Genomic DNA, 18,498 nt, shown 5'->3' with positions numbered 1-18,498 from the left:
AGTTGGCCGAATTCAGCACAAACTTACAACAAGTAGTAGCTTGCAAGGTTCCTTTTGATGAATAGCACAAAGTTTCTTTTTTTACATACACAAATTACTAGCTGGCGAAGGTGGTTGTCCAAATGCCTGTTGTTGCTTGTAAGTCTTTTCATTATAAGTATGCAACCTGCATGTGCTGGTCTTAATAATGATTTATATGATGGCAACATCTTTGTCGTTTATGCTGGCAATGGTTCATTGGTTCCTCCCAGACAGACACTTGCACAGTCTTTAGCGGAACATAAACCCGTATTTTTGGCCTTTTATATAGATGACAGCAGCGAGTCCAAAAGATATGCCATTTCCATTTCACGGGTACAGGAATTCTATGGTAGGGTAGCAGAAATTATCCCGATTAATGTAGATACTATCCCGCCTAAACAGACCTACGACCCTAAAGAAGTAGGATATTACTATTCTGGGGGTGTTCCTCAAGTCGTGGTGTTTAATAAATCAGGTGAGGTAGTTTTGAATAAAAAGGGTCAAGTACCTTTTGAAGAGATAGACGATCAATTTCGTAAAATCTTTGATTTATTACCACGCACTGAAACAGCACAGCTAAAGCGGCGAGCTTTTAACGAGTTTAGTAGTGAGTTAGCTAAGTAACTTATGGGGCAGGTCAAATTGGTCTGCCCTAATTTTTAGTTATATCTGTTACTACATTGCCACCGATGTCAAAGCATAATATTGAAATATCTGTATTCACAATTGAGAAAATTAATCCATAGTCTATAGTCCGTAATCAATGCCCAATACTTCGGCTTCTCTACGAGACGCTACGCGAACGCTCAGTACAAGTGCCCAATAATTAACTAAAGTGTATTCTGATGTCAAAGGTTTACACCACCCAGGAACTAATTCAAATTTTGGCAGCCGAACGCCAAGCTTGCCTCAAAGGAAAACGCTTAAAATTAGAAATAAAAGTCTCTGGCAATCCTGTAATTGACCAGTTTATCAGCACTGATGGGTTGCAACAGTTTACTGCGTATCAAGATTTCAAAACTGCAATTCACGACTATCAAAGAGAAAATCGAGTTTCTGGTATTATCTGGCGGGAAGTGACAGTTAAAGGAAAAAACTTGCACTATCCCGAAATAGATACTGAGTTAATTGCCCTCAATGGTGACTTAGAGATATTAAAAGCTGCTAAAAATTCCATCGTAGAATTTTGGTATGATGTCACTATAGGGATGGATTTATACTTGAGTTTTAATAATAGTAAACAACACCAACAAATTGTCACATCTGATGTAGAAAGAATTGTTAAAAGAACAGAGTGGGCAAGTTTGTGCAAATGGGAAAATTCTAGCTTTTTGGAAATGATTTTGCAGCTAGGATGGGGTAAACCAGAAGAGGCTTATTATAAACGAGGAAGACCGCGATCGGGTAGTGAATATATTCATGCAGTCAATCCCGGAAATCGCCCCATTGGTTGATTGATGTGTTGGGTAGCAATACTGAAACCCACGACAAAATGACGGACAGAATAGACCTCTTGCATAAATCACAAAATTTGAACCCCACCCCGCCAAAGCTATGCTTTGTCTCCCCTCCCCTTAGTAAGGGGAGGGGTGTTAGGGACTTTTGGAAGATATCTAATTGCGACATAATTGTGTTTAACCTGAGTTCGGGATAAGGAAAGGGACAGGTAGTAAGCTGAAAATAGCGTTAAGTGCGGATTAATCGCTTATTGCCACCAACCTAAGAAACCCAGGCTTCAGATGGAGTGGCTTTTATCTCAACCTGCTTAACCTGAACTCAGGTTGTTTACGTTGCTTTCTCAATAAGGCACTCTATCTGTAACAGAAATTTTACCTGTACAGAAAAGTAGTAGCATAAAAGTACGCAAAGTTATCAAACAACTAGAAGCTGATAGTTGGTATTTTGCTAGAACTAAAGGTAGTCATCGACAGTTTAAACATCCTGATAAACTTAATGTGGCTCAGTTCCAGGTAAATTGTCTGACAACTTAGCCCCTGGTACTCTCAGTAGTATTTGGAGGCAAGCACAGTTATAAGAAGAACCGCAATGCAGTATGTAGTGGTGATTGAAAAGGCTGAAGGTAATTACTCTGCTTATGTCCCTGATTTACCAGGTTGTGTAGCTGTGGGTGAAACTTTAGAAGAAGTCAAGCAGATGATTGCAGAAGCTATTGAATTTCATATAGAAGGAATCCTAGAAGATGGTTTACCTATTCCTAAACCTACAAGCATCGCTCATGAGGTTGAAGTTGCAAACTACAGCAAAATATAATTATATAAAACTACTAAATTAGTACCAAATAATCCTTCTAGTATTTTGTCAAATTAGTTTTGAGAGTTTGTAGTAAGGACTTTAGTGCTTAGAAAACAAACACTAAAGTCCTGACTACGAACTTGTAGACAAACAATGCTTATCGACTTTGAACTATAGACTCTTGACTAAAGTTTTCAAGTTCGGGAAGTTCTACTCTGGCGGGTTTCCAACCTCCTGCCCAAGCAAGGCATAGATGACGGAAACGATCGCCCCGCACCTCAAAATTCGGGTACTGGTCGAAACTCGCACAAGCTGGAGATAGCAACACCACAGCCGCTTGATACTGCTTGGCTAATTCTGCCGACTTGGGAACTGCCCTTTCCATAGTTTCCACAATATGGTATGTATGATACCCCACCTCTCGAAGACGTTTGGCAAATGCGGGTGCAGCAGAGCCAATCAATAACACAGCAGCAGCTTTGGTTTGAATTTGTGCTAGCCAAGCAGTATCATCACCTGCTTTGGCTTCTCCACCAGCAATTAAAATTGCTGGACTGTTAACCGATGCTAAACCAACTTCAGCCGCATCATAGTTGGTGGCTTTGCTGTCATTAATGAAATCAATACCTTCCCATGTGCAGATATGCTCCAAACGATGGGCAACACCAGGAAATTCCCGAACTGCACGCGCGATCGCATCACGATTAATTCCCGCTAATCTTGCTGTTGCTACTGCCATCAAAAGATTTTGCTGGTTATGTTCTCCCACCATTCGCAAGGTAGATACCTTCACAATCGGTTCGGGTGCAGAGATTGCAGTCAATTTTTCCACAACCCAACCGTCTTCAATGTAAAAGCCTTTTTCGCTAATCAGAAAATCTTTTCCTCTGACACTTGTCCAATAGGCATCAGGCCAAGCACTTAAACCTAGCTGGCTCAAGTAGGCATCATCGCCATTGAACACTTGCAACTCAGACTGACGTAATAACTTAGCTTTAATGTTGTAATAATTCTCCAAAGTCTGATGGCGACTGAGGTGATCCGGCGTAAAAGTCGTCCAAACTCCGATCCGGGGAGCAAGAGAACTCGAAGATTCTATTTGATAGCTGCTAACTTCCGCAATCACCCAATCAATCGAGGAGTTATCAAACTTTTCTCCTGCTCCCCCTGCTCTCTGCTCCCGTTCGGCTACGCTCACGGCAAGCCTGCTCCCTGCTCCCTGAGATAGGGCAACTTCACAAGCGGCGTAGCCAATATTACCGCAGGCGGGTGCATTTAATTCTGCTGCTTGGAAAATGGCAGCAATTAAAGCTGTAGTAGTAGTTTTGCCGTTAGTGCCAGTAATTCCTACCCAAGGTAGCGATTGTAAATTTCGCCAAGCGAGTTCCATTTCGCCAATGGTTTCAATACCTAACTGGCGTGCCTCAACTAATACGGGAATATCCCAAGGCACGCCAGGACTAACGACTATCAATTGGGGTAAATTAGCACCATTCAATTCTAGGGATTGTCCTAGTTTAACGGTTATTTGCTCGGCAGCGAGTTCTTGTTGTTGTTCTAGGAGGGTTTTGGAGGTGTTGCCATCACTCAGCTCTACCTCCCAACCTTCCCGTTTCAACAATCTCGCCGCAGCAACACCGGACTTTCCCAATCCAATAACATGAGCTTTGGACATAGATTGCAGCAGAGTCCCTGGTTAAGCACTCCCTATAGTAGCGTTTCTTGGCAAAAATTACACAAGTTTTTGTTGACCTACGCTACAGATTTTTGACGATCGCACCAAAATCAGCTAAAACACGGGCATGATTGCGAACTAGTCCCAGCAGATGTAACCGATTACGCTTAACTTCTGGATCGGAGTCCATAACTAAAACGCTATCTGGGCCATCAAAGAAGTTACTAACTGTCGGAGCAATTTTTGCTAGTGCTGCCACTAACAGTTGATAATTTCGTGTCTGCTGTGCTGCCCAGGAAAGCGGTACTGATTCGATTAAGGCATTATACAAAGCTATCTCAGAGGGTTTTTGGAATAATTCTTGACGAACTACGGTTGTTGGTTCTAGTTGTTTTGTATCCAAATCACCTTGGGCGGCTAATCGTGTGGAACGGTTAACAGTTTCGTAGATGTTATCTAAGGTACTGTCGTTGCGGATTTGTTGTAAGTATAAGGCGCGATCGCGTACATCCAATAAATCTTTTAACGTCCGTTCTGTGTATTCTGGATCATTTTCTCCCAAAACTGCATTTACTAAGTCGTAATCAATCTGTTTTTCTTCTTGTAGTAAAGTGCGGATGCGTTGCAAGAAAAACTCTTGTAACGCTGTAGTTAATGATGCCTGATCTTTGTGATATTTCGCTGCAAAGTCTGTTGCTATTTGCGCCAATAAATCATCTAAATTTATCGGTAAGTTATCAAACCAAGTAATTTTAACTACAGCATTGGCCGCCCGACGCAAGGCAAAGGGATCAGAGGAGCCAGAGGGAATTAAACCTAAACCAAAGATACTTACTAAAGTATCTAATCTATCTGCCAAACCGACAATTTTACCCGTGAGTGTTCCAGGTAAGACATCACTGGCTCCCATTGGTAAATAATGTTCAGAAATTGCCTTTGCTACTTCGGCATCTTCACCACTGGCTAAGGCATATTTTTCTCCCATAATGCCTTGTAATTCAGGAAATTCATACACCATTTGTGTAACCAAATCTGCTTTACATAATAAAGCGGCACGTTGGATTCTTTGGCTTTGATTTTCCGCTAATTCTAATTGACTGCTAATTTGTTCGGCAATTTTAACTATTCTATCTACTTTGGCACGCACCGAACCCAATTCTTCTTGAAAAGTGACTTTTTCTAACTGAGGTAAAAAGCTATCTATTGGCTTAGTTAAATCAGCGTCATAGAAAAATCTGCCATCAGCTAATCTGGCACGAATTACCCTTTCATTCCCTACAGCAACAATATCTGATTTCTTGGGATCACCGTTAGAAATGGTGATGAAATTGGGTAGTAATTCTTGCTGATAACTACCTGGTTTGAATACAGGAAAATAACGTTGATGAGTAACCATCACTTCAGTAATTACCTCAGTTGGTAATTCTAAAAATTCTGCTTCAAATTTACCAACAACTGCGGAGGGATATTCTACAAGGTTAGTTACTTCCGCTAACAAATCGGGGTAAATTACTGTATACCCGCTTAAATTCTCTGCAACTGCATTTACTTGCTCTTTAATCAGATTTGCCCGTTCTTCTGGGTCAACGGTGACATAAGCAGACTTGAGGGTGGCAACATAATCAGTAGCTTGGGCAATTGTCACAGGTTCAGGATGCAAAACCCGATGACCTTGGGAAATGCGATCGCTCTGAATCGTTTTAGAACCATTGACTAATTCTAAAGGCAGCACCGTCTCATCTAACAAAGCCACTAGCCAACGAATTGGTCGGGAAAACCTGGCATCCCCATTCCCCCAACGCATCAACCGCTTACCTTCTAAACCCCAAATCCACTGGGGAACAAGTTCTGTCAAAATTTCTGCCACAGGACGACCGGGAATTCTTTTTTGCACAAATACAAATTCCCCTTTGTCAGTGGGGCGAACAGACAGTGCATCCAGTTCCACACCTTGCTTTTTGGCAAAGCCTGCTGCTGCTGCTGTTGGCTGACCATTTTTAAAGGCAGCTTGGACGGGGGGCCCTTTAATTTCTTCTTCTCGATCTGGTTGCTGCGATGGTAGCCCTTTAATCAATACCGCCAACCGCCGGGGAGTACCGTATATCTTGACACTTTCGCCTTTGAGACTGTTTGCTTCCAGGCTTTGGGGAATGCGTTCCTGCCATTGCACTAAAGCATCACTGAGAAAACTTGCAGGTAGTTCTTCTGTACCAACTTCTAATAGAAACCCAGGCATAGGACACTGTTTTCAACTTTGCGTAGCTCAACTTTATCAGTTATTCTCAGGCGATCGCTCGTGATTTTTAGCTGAATCGTTCATTGAATAGAATAAAGGGAAAACCCCATAGTTAACAATTCAAAATTCAACATTCAAGACATTTTGGCTGCGGCACGCTATGCAAACAGACGGGGATTTAAACCCCTACTGTTGCATGATCCTCCAGAGTAACTGGGCTACGTGAAAACGCAGGGATCTTAAACCCTTTAATTTACGATAAATGAGGAATGGAAGTTAAGCCAAAGTGGATTGCATACAAAGGAGCGTAGACGCATTCGCAAAGCGTCTGTCTGCGACACGCTGCGCGAACGTAGAGAAGCAGCTTGTCGTCAGACATCACTATAGACTTGACATTTTATGCAAAACTTTATAAAACAAATGCTTGTCTTCATTGATTCATTACATTAGATACCGTCGTTTTATGCGGTATTTACGGTTATATATTTCTATCGTAAGCTGAGGGTTGGTTGATGCATTGATATATGCATCATCATTAATCAATTTTGGAGTTATGGCTATGAAAAATATTTTCGCCAAAACCTTAACGAGCGCAGCAGCCAGCGTTGCGATCGCTACTGGTGCTAACAACCCAGCCCAAGCTATTAAATTAAACTTTAACTGGCAAGGTGATGCTGGTTACTCAGCAACAGGTTCATTCAGCTACGACGAAACTACAGCACCAACAATCATTTCAGAAACTGGCAGTGGAGCCACCAATTTTTTACAATTCTTGAATGTCTCCTTCTTAGACCCATCTAAAAATCTTCTGGGAACCTATAACACCGTTAGTGGTGGAGTGTCACAATCTAGCTTCTTCGCTTTCAATTTTGATACTTCCACTCAGACATTGTTTAGCCCCTTAAATGTAGCAGGAGGGACGGGTGTAATTGGAGAATATTTCTTCCAGGGAACGGTTGGCGACTCTTTGCAATTACGTCAGGATGTCGATCAACAGGGAACGTCAACAACACTAGATCAAAATTCTGGTTCTATTCAAGTATCCCAAGTCCCTGAACCTGCTTCTCTCTTGGGTTTGCTAGCATTTGCTGGGTTGGGTGTAGCTTCAACTTTAAGGAAAAAGCAAGCCTCTTGCTAGAAATTAGGGCTTTCTAGTCAGAGCTTGCCAAATTTACTGAATCTCTATTCTAGCCCTACTAGTTCAGTTAATTAGTGGGGCTATCATATAACCTCATTGGAAATATGAATGAAAAAGAATGTAGAGGTGTAGCACTGCCAAGTCTATACAAGGATTCTGGATAACGCATATTTAATTTCACCAAATGTCTATTAGTTCGTCATCAATACTTCTACAAAGCTCAGTGTTGAGTGCAATTAATTTTACTTTTATTTCAGCATTTATTACTCAGCACTTAACACTGTTTTGGTCAGTGCCTTTGAACTATTCAAAAAGTGGGATTCTCCTCAATGAATACAATACTGATGACTTGGTTAAAAATACTTCATGTGCCAGTTGAAAAGGCGGAATGAGGGTTATATGCATAACAGTGAATATAATGTTACAATTCCCCAAGTGTAAATTTAAGCATTAGTTCGGAAATCAACAGACCAACTATTGTCATAATCACCAGAAAATCAAGTTTATATTTATCAATAGCTTAACCTGTTTATACAAAGTCACTATATTGATTCTTAAGTGTTTTATGCAGGAAAAAATTATCTTTTTAAAACCACGAATAAAATTTATAACCAATGTTTAACACATTTTTTTTAATCAAACAATTCTACCAGTCAAAATACAGTATTTGTAAATAAATGAAGTAATAAAATGCAGGCATACAAATCAGATACAAACAGTTTTTATCTTTGCCTCCTGCCTCCAAAACGGTAGCTTTGTACTTCATCCAAACAAAGTCCTGTAAATAATAAAAATAGCAGCCACCACTGGCTATTAATAAGTAATCCGATCGTCTCATGCTCTCTTCACAAAATTCACAAATAGTTCATGCATATTCTGATTTATTCCTACAACTATCATCCAGAGCCAATTGGAATTGCTCCGTTAATGACTGAATTGGCAGAAGGACTAGTAAAGCGAGGTCATAAAGTGCGAGTGATTACGGGAATGCCCAACTATCCTCAGCGCGAAATTTACGATGGGTATCAAAATAAATGGTATCTTACGGAACAAAAAAATGGCGTCACTATTGCGCGAAGTTACGTCCGAATTAAGTCTAAACCTAACCTCGTGGATCGGCTGTTACTGGAGTTGAGCTTTGTTTTCACAAGCTTACCCCAAGCCTTTAAAGGTGGGCGACCAGATGTGATTATCTTAACAGTCCCACCGCTACTAGGTACGTTACCAGCAACAACATTGGGCTGGTTATACAACTGCCCAGTAGTTCTAAATGTGCAAGATATTTTACCAGAAGCTGCTGTGCGTATCGGGCTATTAAAAAACAAGTGGATGATCCGAACTCTTGCAGCTTTAGAGAAATTTGCATATCGGACTGCACACACTATTAGTGTGATCACTGATGGGTTTCGTGAGAATTTAGTAAATAAGGGAGTACCTGTTAATAAAATCGTTTGTATTCCCAATTGGGTAAATATAAATTTCATTCGCCCGTTACCGAAACAGAGCAACTCTTGGATATCTAACCATCAACTAGATGGGAAATTTGTAGTCCTTTATTCGGGAAACATTGCTCTAACGCAAGGTTTAGAGACAGTAATAGAAGCAGCCGTTTGTTTACGTCATATCAAAGATATTGTCTTTGTCATTGTTGGCGAATCAAGAGCATTGCAAAGGTTGCAGGAATATTGTCTATTAAATGGAGCAGATAATGTTTTGTTACTACCGTTACAGCCGCGAGAAAAACTACCCGAAATGCTAGCAGCTTCTGATGTCGGGCTAATTGTGCAAAAGCACAATGTGATCTCATTCAATATGCCTTCAAAAATACCACTGTTGTTGGCGAGTGGTCGCCCAATTGTGGGTTCAGTTCCCGCCACTGGTACTGCTGCTAAAGCGATCGAACTCAGTGGTGGTGGGATAGTTGTTGAGCCAGAATCGCCCCAGGCAATGGCTGTTGCGGTGTATGATTTATATGCTAATCCTGCTTTAGGGACGAAGCTAGGTAAAACAGGAAGACAGTTTGCCCAAGAAAACTATTCTTTAGAGCAAGCACTTGATCGCTATGAGTGGCTGTTTTCTCATGTTGTTGCCAACCGAAAATCAACTGTGGGTATTTTACCAAAATTCGATTCTAAGGAATCAGTTGTGGATGGTTGAAGGGGATTGAGGGTTTTTGGCTCGGCTATACAGACAAAACCCTAATAGGGATAATTAAATCACCCATTCGGGTGAGTTAAAAATCAACTGATCGGGTGAACTAACTGTAGGAAGTTGAGACTGCTCAAAAATAGGAATCTAGAGAACACTGATAGATTGCACATCGTTCTTGGTGAGGATAAGTTGATGAAACTCGCAACCTTGATTAATAGAGCTGAATTAATCAGCGTAGGCGTAGCCCGCCGTACCTATACGGGGAAGCAACCTACGCCTAGCGTCTTGCAGAGAAGGCATCGCTCCAGACTCTTTTCTTCCTTAAGATCAGTATTCACTACTACTCAAGAGCGATAAACTCATCTGTATCTAATACCAATCTCGTCTGCTATGTGGTTATAATGCAAGCAAGCGCTTGCAAACACTCATAGAAAACTTAGCGTCAAGTACGGCACAAACTTATGCACCCTTGATCTAGTTAGCAACTAAGGTATTTGCAACGGCAAGTTTAAGCACAGCAACAACGCGATAAATTGCTAGTATTGCTGCGGTCAATGAGGTAACTTTATTTCGTCATTTTCAGAACTAAAAAGCAACTACTAACTTGCTCTAATTACCGAAGCGATCGCTTTACAGGCAAAAGCTTTAGCTACAACAACATGAACCGTGCTTTCTCTCTGAGCTAAAGCACTAGGTTTATACTGACCAACACAAAATTATAAATTACACTTTAAGAAATTGAACGGAGTTAAGTAATGTACAAATCAACCATAATGTGCTGAACAAAATTAGTTCATTTTAGGTGCTAGACATCTTGAGCGATCGCCCAAATACCCAGACATATTTTTCACCAACATAGAGAAAAAAGGGCTAAAAAAATATTCAAAATAATGCTTTTTTAGCGAAGAGTAGATTGCCCAAGTCTAAACCCACAAGACGAGAAAACGAAGATGTCCCATTCTGAGTTCCCTGACTCTCCCTTACCCATTGAAACAGAACAGCCTGCTGTTACTGATTCTAGTCAAGAGTCGCAAGAATTGCCACAGCGATCGCCTAAGCCACCTCAAAAACGGCGTTGGCCCCTGATACTAGGAATCGTCTTATTAATTGCAGGTGTAGGTTTTGGTTGGCGCTGGTGGCAAACTAGTAATGCTAGCAATGCACCAGGTGGTGCTGAAGCAAATGCAAGTCAACCTAGAGCAGTGCCGGTCAAGTTAGCGACACTGAAAACTGAAACCGTTCAAGATAGTTCGGAGTTTATTGGCTCCTTAGAGGCTCCACGTTCAGTAATCATCAAGCCACAGGTTGAAGGACGAATTACCGAGATTTTCATCCAAGAGGGCAACCGCGTTCAACAAGGACAAGTTATTATTAGTCTGCAAAGTGATAATGTCCAAGCTCAATTGTTACAAGCTAGAGGCTCACTGCAAGAAGCCCAAGCAAAGCTTGCTGAACTCAAAGCGGGTACGCGACAAGAAGAAGTTGCCCAAGCTAGAGCGCAGTTATCCCAAGCCCAAGCTCGCTTTAGAGATGCCCAATCGGGATCGCAACCAGAGGAAATTGCTCAAGCTGAGGCTCAAATTCAGTCAGCTAAGTCTGATGTGGAACTAGCACAGTCACGTGCCAAGCGATATGCACAATTAAGAAAAGAGGGCGCAGTTTCCCAAGATACCTTAGAAGGATATGTCAAAGAACAGCAAAGCGCTGAAGCTGCCTTGGTCGTAGCCCAGAAACGGCTAGATCAACTCCGCCAAAGCAGAAAATCTAGTATCAACGAGCTAGGTGGCGCTTTGGAACAACAGAAACAAAACTTAAGACAATTAGAAAATGGTTCCCGCCCAGAAGAAATTGCCCAAGCGCAATCGCAAGTAACTCAAGCAGCTGCCCAAGTTCAAGCTGCCCAAGTCCAACTGCAATACACAAAAGTTTTGGCACCTTTCACTGGCATTGTTGGTGATATTCCAGCAAAAGTGGGAGATTATGTGCAAAAAGCCGATCAGCTCACTACACTAACTAGAAACGACTCTTTAGAACTAAATATTTCCGTTCCGGTAGTTGAAGCCAAAAAATTGCGCTTAGGCTTACCTGTGCAAATGCTGGATGTCCAAGACAAACCCATAGCAAAGGGTAGAATCAGTTTTATCTCCCCAAACGCTAGTTCCGATTCGCAGACAGTTTTGGTAAAAGCCAACTTTGGTAATTCGAGAAATCGACTACTTAATCTTCAGTCAGTGCAAACTAGAGTGATCTGGAACGAACGTCCAGGAATTTTAATTCCAGTTACAGCAGTATCTCGCTTGGGTGGAGAGACTTTTGTATTTGTGGCGCAAGCGCCGCAGGAAAAGTCTAAACCTGGAGCGCCATCTTTAGTAGCTCAACAAAAGCCGGTAAAATTAGGAGTTATTGAGGGGAATAATTATCAAGTTATCCAAGGACTAAAAGCGGGGGAGAAAATTGTTGTTTCCGGCATTCTTAACTTAACCAATGGCGCTCCCATTACTCCTGAAACACAAGAAGTTGATAGCCAGAAGCCTTAGCTGAAGAGAAGATGAGGGCACAGGGAGATGAGGGGACAAGGGAGCAAGGAGAATAACCAATGCCCCATGCCCCATAACTAATGCCCAATTTTGATGACTGCTTTTTCTACACTCTTGGAGATTTTTCCCTTAGCTACTGCCACGGATGCCGGTGCAGGAAGTCGGCAATCTTTGGGAACAGCAGTTTTTGATGGGATGTTAATCGCTACTTTCTTGAGTTTGTTTGTGGTGCCAATTTTGTATATCGTAATTAAGACGATAACAGAGCGATTTATCAAACCAAATCGGCATCAAGAATTACCAGCAGAAGCAGTGTCATTGAATGGTAACACTGCTTGCTGTATATTCAAAAAAAGCTGAGGATTGAGTATATCACGTTGATCTATCACACCAAACCTAGAGAGATTGGAACAAATCAATTTCAATGCTGCTGGACTCGATGTTAAAGACATCGGCGTTTTATTCCTGTTGGGATATGGACTACATATTTACTTTGATGGTAAAAGCAAATTGATCAAAAACAAATTAATGCAGTTAACAAATACTGACATGAATAGTTGTCCAAAAATTTTAGCTGCTATAGCTGTGACTTTCCTAACTTTAGTAACGATAGATGTTAACTCAGCACAAGCTAGCAACTTTACCTTTACATAAATAGTTAATAATAGAGATAATAAAAACTTTTTCTCTATCGGTGGTGGCCCTATTAACGATAATGGCACAGTAACTTTTGCTGCTACAACATCTTCAGGTCAAGGCATCTTTATTAGTAACGGTAGTAGTGTGTTTACCACTGCCCTTAAGCCTTATCCACCATACTCATATACTATCAATGGTATTGCAATTAACAATAGTGATACAGTAGCCTTCAGAAATATTGCCAGTCCCTTTGAAAAAGGAGTTTTTATAAGTGATGGTGAGAGTTTAATCACTATTGCTACAGAAAGCGATAATTTATTTGATGCTAATCCAACACCCAAGAATTTCAACAATAATAGCATATTGGTTTTCACCGTTTTCGAGAACTTAGGTACTGGTCAGAAGATTGTTACTGGCAATGGTGAACCTTTAACAACTGTGGTGGACACTAGTGGACTATTTAAGTTTTTCGACCAATCTCCTGCAATTAATGACGCTAATGTAGTGGCTTTTCAAACTACATTAAAAGATGGAAGACAAGGTGTCTTCACAATCAAAGATGATGGGTAAATCACAACTATCGCTGATACTACTAGTCTCTTATTGAGTGGATTTAGCGAGGTTGGCATTAACAATACAGGAACAGTAATATTTGACGCTTCTCGAAAAGACGGTAAAGAAGGAATATTTACAGGCAACGGTGAAACAATTACAACTATTGCTGATATCAGTAGCTCTTTTAGCAGATTTATTCGTAACGAAATTAATGACAACAATCAATTAGCTTTTGGTGCAACATTACGTAATGGGGCAAAAAATGTTTTTATCGACGGTATTTTCACAGGTTCAGATCCCATTGCAGATAAAGTAATTGGTATCGGAGACTCTCTTTTAGGCGGCACTGTGACGAATCTTTTTTTCGGTGAAAGTATTAATAATTCAGGTCAAATTCCGTTCTTTGCAGAGCTTATAGATGACAGTGGTAAGACTATTACGGGTGTTTTCTGTGCCGATCCAGTTTCTAAATCAATTCCTGAATCTACTTCTACATTAAACCTACTAGCTTTTAGCGCTTTAAGCACTGGTTTAACTCTTAAAGGAAAACTAAAACAGAAGTTAACGGTTAGAATAAATAACTTATAGCAGATAATGTCCTTGTCTTAATACGTGCAACTATAGAAGCGAGCGCTAAATATTTAGATATCTGCTTGAGCACACCCTACTATGAAGATGAATGGAAGTCCTATAAATCAAACCAATTAAACAGCTAGAGAAAAAATTGAATTTGTAGTATCGATTGCAAAAATTCCACAACGCCCTCAAAATTTCCATGTGGGCATGAAGACAAGCTTAAATGTATAGTACGAATGTACGCTGAAATCAAGACAATGGTAACAATAGCAATCAATCCCTATCTCAATGGCAATTTTGCTCCAGTCCATAAAGAAATCACCAGCGACAAATTGCCAGTCATCGGTGAATTACCGCTTGATCTATCAGGGATATTTGTGCGGAATGGTCCTAACCCTCAATGGACACCTATCGGTCAATATCATTGGTTTGATGGGGATGGGATGTTACATGGTGTGCAAATTAGCAACGGCATAGCCACTTATCGTAACCGCTACGTCCAGACAGTCGGATGGAAAAAAGAACGAGAAGCGGGTAAAGCTATCTGGAGTGGATTGTTAGAACCACCACAGATGGATAATCCTTACGGTGCTTACAAAAATACTGCTAATACTGCTTTAGTGTGGCACGCTGGTCAGATGTTGGCGCTGAACGAAGGAGGTAAACCTCACGCCATCAAGTTGCCTGAATTAGAAACAATTGGCGAGTATAGCTACAATGGCAAGCTGGTTTCTGCCTTCACAGCCCATCCCAAGGTAGACCCTGTTACAGGGGAAATGATCTTCTTTGGCTATTCTCTATTTGTGCCACCGTATCTGCAATATAGTGTAGTCTCAGCACAAGGTGAACTGTTGCGAACAGTGCCAATTGAACTGCCAATAGGGGTGATGATGCACGATTTTGCCATCACTGAAAACTACACGATTTTCATGGATTTGCCGCTGACTTTTAACCCTGAGCGATCGCAACGGGGAGAACCTGTAATGATGTTTGAGCGCGATCGCTCTAGTCGCTTCGGCATTGTACCACGTCACGGTGACAACCGTAATATCCGCTGGTTTGAAAGTCCTGCTTGCTACGTCTTCCATACCCTCAATGCTTACGAAGATGGAGACGAAGTAGTACTGATTGCCTGTCGGATGAGTTCTACAAGTGTTTTGAGTTCTGATGATTCGCAACCCGATCCAGACGCAAATATTCCCCGCCTGCATCGTTGGCGATTTAACCTCAACACGGGGACAGTACGTGAAGAGATGTTGGATGATGTAGCTTCCGAATTTCCCTGCATCAACGAAAATCGATTGGGGCGACAAAACCGATATGGCTACACTAACAAAGCGGTAAACAGTCCTGTACCTTTATTTGAAGGTATTATCAAATACGACTTCAGCAATGGAAAATCCCAAATACATGAATTTGGACAGGGACGCTATAGCGGTGAAACTGTGTTTGCGCCGCGTCCTGGTGCAACGGCTGAGGATGATGGTTGGCTTATGACTTTCGTCCACGATGAGAATTCAAACACTTCAGAATTAGTAGTGGTGAATGCCCAAGATGTGATGGCTAAACCTGTAGCGCGGGTGATAATTCCCCAACGAGTGCCTTATGGGTTTCATGGTGCTTGGTTTGCCGGGGAATAGCTCAATGAGCAGTTAGAAACCGCGTCTACACAGATAAAACCCGTCTAAGCGGGTTTTAAATTCTTTGAGTCAGCGCAGGCGGACTACCCTGCAGAAAGCCGCAAAGCATCTAGGTTTGTGTAGCCGCGATTTCTAATCGCCAGGTATAATACTCTCTATTGCTGATCGCAAATTATTTTTCCCTATACCCCCCAGCGTAGTCAATCACGCAGATGGTTCTATATGATTTGTGAGTTCCATAAGCAACACCAGAGATTTTAAAAGCACCGTTAAAAATGTTTTTTCGATGGCCGCGATCGCTCACACCATCATCAATAATTAACTGCATGACGATATCTTGAGCGCTCTTTGGCCCATAACTGATATTTTCGCCTGCGGTTGTTTGCCATTTACCATAGCGGTTGATGCGAGTAAATGGGTTGCTACCATCGCTACCATTATGACCTATAGCACCTTTTGGGCCTTGGTCTTTTACATGGTCTTTTGCTCCTAAAGACATACCCTTAGATGCACTCAAGGCTCCTATAGGACGTGCTGATTTGAGAAATGCGATCGTTTCATCAACTGCTTTGACTCCTTCTTGAGTTCGCAGATAAGTATTATTAGAAATTTTGACTCGGTTCCCTTCAAAGCGCTTTCTATAGTTTTCCAGAATGGGGAGGTATGCTTTAGGATTTGTTCTTACCTTATTTGTTTCAATAATTACCTGTTGTTCCAACGGTGAAAGGTAACTCGCCTTTGCTAATAAAGTTGGACTTGGACTAGTTTGTTCAACTACCGCTGGGTTAGAGTTGGCTACAGACGGGTTAGATTGAAACAGTTGATCTGAGCAGCCGAATATAAAGGCAATTGGCAAAAATATCCAAAATTTTATGCGACGCATCCATTACCTCACAATTTTTCTATGGATTAATTTAGTGAATTAGAAGAAATAAGAATTTTAAACGCACAGATAAGTCTGTAGACGCTTCTGCCGTTAGAAACTATATCAGGACTCAAGTAAGTTCGCTAAAGAAAGCACAGATTAACGCGCCAAGAATAAAGTTGCTGCATCTACGCCCATCGTAGACATTGCCTTTATTCCTAAAGTGTTACAAATATATCACTTAACACCTGTTGTAACATTGAAAACACTAAAACGTAAATAACAACAAAAATCTTTTTTATACTTTCAGAAACCAGCGTTGCCGATACATCAGAAAACCAACAGTCCACCACAATAACACTGTGACTAAGGCAAATAACAGGGAACCATTCAGCACTCCCGCCCAAGACGCGAAAAAATTCTGGTAAATCCAATTGTAGGTACTGGGAGCGTCTTTGCCAGCGCCAATAGTAGTTTTGACTAAAATTTTAATTAACAAAACTGATGCAACGAAAAGAGCGATCGCATTTAAGCCCATAATTTCAAAAGGTTTACTCCAGCGACGCATCAGCCGTACTTCGATAAGTTCATAACAAGCTGCTAGCAATAGTAACGCCCAACCTGTTGTAAATACTACATAAGAACTTGTCCACAGCTTTTTGTTGATTGGGAATGTCCACCCCCACGCCCAACTGATAATTAAGCAACCGACTCCAAATAATCCTAAACCGATACTTGTGCGAGACTGTACAGGTTGACTGCGTATCCATTGACCAGTGAAGTAGCCAGTGAGGACGCTTACTATGGCGGGAATAGTACTGAAAAGTCCTTCTGGATCTCCCATAAAGTTGAAACCATCACCTTTATATAAATGTGCTTTAGGAATAATCAGACGGTCAACATAAGCACCGAAATTACCTTCTCGCGTCAAAACTCCCGCACCATATTCTGGCACTGCTACATACATCATTGTTAGCCAGTAGCCAATGAGTAGCACTGCTGCTAGTATCCATTGACCTTTGCGCGGAAGGTTGAGAACAGCTAGGGAAGCTAGCAGATAGGTAAGGCTGATGCGCTGCAACACTCCCATAATGCGGATACTATTCAAATCAAAAGTCCAAATACCTTGATTCCAAAAGCCATTTAATAGCAATCCCAAGGCAAAGAGAATAGCGGCGCGGCGCAATATCCGCCAGTAAACAGCTGAGGTTGGTTTATTGCCTTCGGTGTATTTTGACAGCGAGAAAGTCATCGCTACACCGATAATGAAGAGAAAGAAGGGAAATACCAAGTCCGTTGGTGTGCAGCCGTGCCAATCGGCGTGGGTCAAGGGAGGATATACATCATCTGCAACACCCGCCATATTGACGAAAATCATTCCAGCAATGGTAATGCCACGAAAAACATCCAGTGAAGTTAGGCGCATAGACGAAATTTTGTGTTAGATGAGTATCTAAGTTACCCTGGTTTATGAAGGTAATCAAGCAAAATTTATAGGTCTACTTACCAAATATAGTTTTTCATCAAGGTTCCTGAAACAGTTCGGGTTTCTGCCCATACTATCTTGTACAAAACTAGAAGTTGCGATCGCACCCAGACCACAGTTTTAGCTATCCAAAAAGGATTGGTAGTACCAGAACTGTTCATAAAGCTAGATATACTCAAATTTCAGTCAATCTATCTATAGTTATTTAAGTGGAAATGCAGTTGTCTTGTCACTAAACTTAGTATAAATTGCTATCAACAAAATCTGTGACTAAAAAACAGCTAACTTTATTCAAGACGTGCTTGCTTATATAACAACTAAAAATATTGCGGTTTTGTCTCATTAGATAAAAGGTTTAATTACCGATTTAATTTGGGAATGAAAGCAAATGCATAGTCATTTACTTTCTATTTTGCTATGCACGATAAATATTACCAAACTAACTAAAAATCTGAAGTAATACAGGCTTACCAATCTATTTTGCCAGCTAGTTTTACTGGCACATACTCTCAAAACTTTAACTCATTAGCTGCTTTGGGAACATCTATTGCTTAGGCTAATGATTCAACTATTTCAGGGTGGTATTCCACAAGAACAAATTATAACGCTGGTTCTGGCACTAATAATACAGGTGCAATGTACAGTTTTAGTTTGAGCGCAGACCGGGCACTTGGTTGTGTAGCTTATGATACTACAGAAACTATTTATTATGGGGTTGCACCTCTA

The 18,498-nt window shown here is 41.2% G+C and carries 16 protein-coding genes and 1 pseudogene; 12 read left to right on the top strand and 5 right to left on the bottom strand.

What is annotated here, in order from left to right; translation table 11 throughout:
* The first annotated feature begins 57 nt into the window (after positions 1 to 57).
* The 4 genes from V7K60_RS11580 to V7K60_RS11570 all read left to right on the top strand — a co-directional run bounded on the left by V7K60_RS11580 (position 58) and on the right by V7K60_RS11570 (position 2,292).
* The gene (locus V7K60_RS11580; protein WP_334925612.1) at positions 58 to 645 is read left to right on the top strand and encodes a thylakoid membrane photosystem I accumulation factor; all 588 of its coding nucleotides are present in this window, start codon (positions 58 to 60) and stop codon (positions 643 to 645) included.
* Positions 646 to 866: 221 nt separating this feature from the next.
* A complete protein-coding gene (locus V7K60_RS11575) occupies positions 867 to 1,475 on the top strand; it encodes a hypothetical protein (protein ID WP_334925610.1) in 609 nt (202 codons plus the stop codon).
* 372 nt (positions 1,476 to 1,847) lie between these two features.
* A complete protein-coding gene (locus tag V7K60_RS35220; protein ID WP_442944385.1) occupies positions 1,848 to 2,012 on the top strand; it encodes a type II toxin-antitoxin system HicA family toxin in 165 nt (54 codons plus the stop codon).
* A 55-nt stretch (positions 2,013 to 2,067) separates the two neighbouring features.
* Positions 2,068 to 2,292: a type II toxin-antitoxin system HicB family antitoxin gene (locus V7K60_RS11570; RefSeq protein WP_334925608.1), complete on the top strand. Its 225-nt coding sequence runs from the start codon at positions 2,068 to 2,070 to the stop codon at positions 2,290 to 2,292.
* Positions 2,293 to 2,431: 139 nt separating this feature from the next.
* Here the strand turns inward: V7K60_RS11570 and murD are convergent, their stop codons facing one another.
* Positions 2,432 to 3,949, bottom strand: coding sequence for a UDP-N-acetylmuramoyl-L-alanine--D-glutamate ligase (murD, locus tag V7K60_RS11565; protein ID WP_334925606.1), 1,518 nt, complete (start codon positions 3,947 to 3,949; stop codon positions 2,432 to 2,434).
* Between the two features lie 82 nt (positions 3,950 to 4,031).
* Positions 4,032 to 6,185, bottom strand: coding sequence for a glycine--tRNA ligase subunit beta (gene glyS, locus V7K60_RS11560; RefSeq protein WP_334925604.1), 2,154 nt, complete (start codon positions 6,183 to 6,185; stop codon positions 4,032 to 4,034).
* A gap of 559 nt (positions 6,186 to 6,744) precedes the next feature.
* Here glyS and V7K60_RS11555 point away from each other — a divergent pair.
* From V7K60_RS11555 to V7K60_RS11520, 8 genes and pseudogenes are all read left to right on the top strand, one after another.
* Positions 6,745 to 7,323 (top strand): PEP-CTERM sorting domain-containing protein, encoded by a 579-nt coding sequence (locus V7K60_RS11555; RefSeq protein ID WP_334925602.1) that lies wholly within the window; start codon positions 6,745 to 6,747, stop codon positions 7,321 to 7,323.
* 867 nt (positions 7,324 to 8,190) lie between these two features.
* Positions 8,191 to 9,480: a glycosyltransferase family 4 protein gene (locus tag V7K60_RS11550; RefSeq protein WP_334925600.1), complete on the top strand. Its 1,290-nt coding sequence runs from the start codon at positions 8,191 to 8,193 to the stop codon at positions 9,478 to 9,480.
* 944 nt (positions 9,481 to 10,424) lie between these two features.
* A complete protein-coding gene (locus V7K60_RS11545; RefSeq protein WP_334925599.1) occupies positions 10,425 to 12,011 on the top strand; it encodes an efflux RND transporter periplasmic adaptor subunit in 1,587 nt (528 codons plus the stop codon).
* A gap of 84 nt (positions 12,012 to 12,095) precedes the next feature.
* A pseudogene (locus tag V7K60_RS11540) lies at positions 12,096 to 12,371 on the top strand (efflux RND transporter permease subunit); the annotation flags it as partial.
* 45 nt (positions 12,372 to 12,416) lie between these two features.
* On the top strand, positions 12,417 to 12,665 hold the full coding sequence (locus V7K60_RS11535; protein ID WP_334925597.1) for a hypothetical protein: 249 nt from the start codon (positions 12,417 to 12,419) through the stop codon (positions 12,663 to 12,665).
* 129 nt (positions 12,666 to 12,794) lie between these two features.
* Positions 12,795 to 13,220 carry a hypothetical protein gene (locus V7K60_RS11530; RefSeq protein WP_334925595.1) on the top strand — a complete coding sequence of 142 codons (426 nt, stop codon included), beginning with the start codon at positions 12,795 to 12,797 and terminating at the stop codon, positions 13,218 to 13,220.
* Positions 13,221 to 13,793, top strand: coding sequence for a DUF7453 family protein (locus V7K60_RS11525; protein ID WP_442944384.1), 573 nt, complete (start codon positions 13,221 to 13,223; stop codon positions 13,791 to 13,793). It abuts the gene before it with no gap.
* 245 nt (positions 13,794 to 14,038) lie between these two features.
* On the top strand, positions 14,039 to 15,421 hold the full coding sequence (locus V7K60_RS11520) for a carotenoid oxygenase family protein (protein ID WP_334925592.1): 1,383 nt from the start codon (positions 14,039 to 14,041) through the stop codon (positions 15,419 to 15,421).
* Positions 15,422 to 15,593: 172 nt separating this feature from the next.
* Here the strand turns inward: V7K60_RS11520 and V7K60_RS11515 are convergent, their stop codons facing one another.
* The 3 genes from V7K60_RS11515 to V7K60_RS11505 all read right to left on the bottom strand — a co-directional run bounded on the left by V7K60_RS11515 (position 15,594) and on the right by V7K60_RS11505 (position 17,933).
* On the bottom strand, positions 15,594 to 16,304 hold the full coding sequence (locus V7K60_RS11515) for a CAP domain-containing protein (protein ID WP_334925590.1): 711 nt from the start codon (positions 16,302 to 16,304) through the stop codon (positions 15,594 to 15,596).
* A 280-nt stretch (positions 16,305 to 16,584) separates the two neighbouring features.
* Positions 16,585 to 17,712: an acyltransferase family protein gene (locus V7K60_RS11510; protein ID WP_334925589.1), complete on the bottom strand. Its 1,128-nt coding sequence runs from the start codon at positions 17,710 to 17,712 to the stop codon at positions 16,585 to 16,587.
* 77 nt (positions 17,713 to 17,789) lie between these two features.
* Positions 17,790 to 17,933: a hypothetical protein gene (locus V7K60_RS11505; protein WP_334925587.1), complete on the bottom strand. Its 144-nt coding sequence runs from the start codon at positions 17,931 to 17,933 to the stop codon at positions 17,790 to 17,792.
* Between the last annotated feature and the right edge of the window lie 565 nt (positions 17,934 to 18,498).

Origin of the sequence: Nostoc sp., assembly GCF_036917555.1 — a bacterium.
Taxonomy (GTDB): Bacteria; Cyanobacteriota; Cyanobacteriia; order Cyanobacteriales; family Nostocaceae; genus Nostoc.
This window is presented reverse-complemented; position numbering and strand designations above follow the sequence as displayed.

Bases quoted from the DNA above. Each gene is read 5' to 3' on its own strand.
- glyS (WP_334925604.1), bottom strand. From the start codon at position 6,185: ATGCCTGGGTTTCTATTAGAAGTTGGTACAGAAGAACTACCTGCAAGT.
- V7K60_RS11575 (WP_334925610.1), top strand. From the start codon at position 867: ATGTCAAAGGTTTACACCACCCAGGAACTAATTCAAATTTTGGCAGCC.
- V7K60_RS11505 (WP_334925587.1), bottom strand. From the start codon at position 17,933: ATGAACAGTTCTGGTACTACCAATCCTTTTTGGATAGCTAAAACTGTG.
- V7K60_RS11515 (WP_334925590.1), bottom strand. From the start codon at position 16,304: ATGCGTCGCATAAAATTTTGGATATTTTTGCCAATTGCCTTTATATTC.
- V7K60_RS11520 (WP_334925592.1), top strand. From the start codon at position 14,039: ATGGTAACAATAGCAATCAATCCCTATCTCAATGGCAATTTTGCTCCA.
- V7K60_RS11570 (WP_334925608.1), top strand. From the start codon at position 2,068: ATGCAGTATGTAGTGGTGATTGAAAAGGCTGAAGGTAATTACTCTGCT.
- V7K60_RS11550 (WP_334925600.1), top strand. From the start codon at position 8,191: ATGCATATTCTGATTTATTCCTACAACTATCATCCAGAGCCAATTGGA.
- V7K60_RS11510 (WP_334925589.1), bottom strand. From the start codon at position 17,712: ATGCGCCTAACTTCACTGGATGTTTTTCGTGGCATTACCATTGCTGGA.
- V7K60_RS11545 (WP_334925599.1), top strand. From the start codon at position 10,425: ATGTCCCATTCTGAGTTCCCTGACTCTCCCTTACCCATTGAAACAGAA.
- murD (WP_334925606.1), bottom strand. From the start codon at position 3,949: ATGTCCAAAGCTCATGTTATTGGATTGGGAAAGTCCGGTGTTGCTGCG.
- V7K60_RS11580 (WP_334925612.1), top strand. From the start codon at position 58: ATGAATAGCACAAAGTTTCTTTTTTTACATACACAAATTACTAGCTGG.
- V7K60_RS11555 (WP_334925602.1), top strand. From the start codon at position 6,745: ATGAAAAATATTTTCGCCAAAACCTTAACGAGCGCAGCAGCCAGCGTT.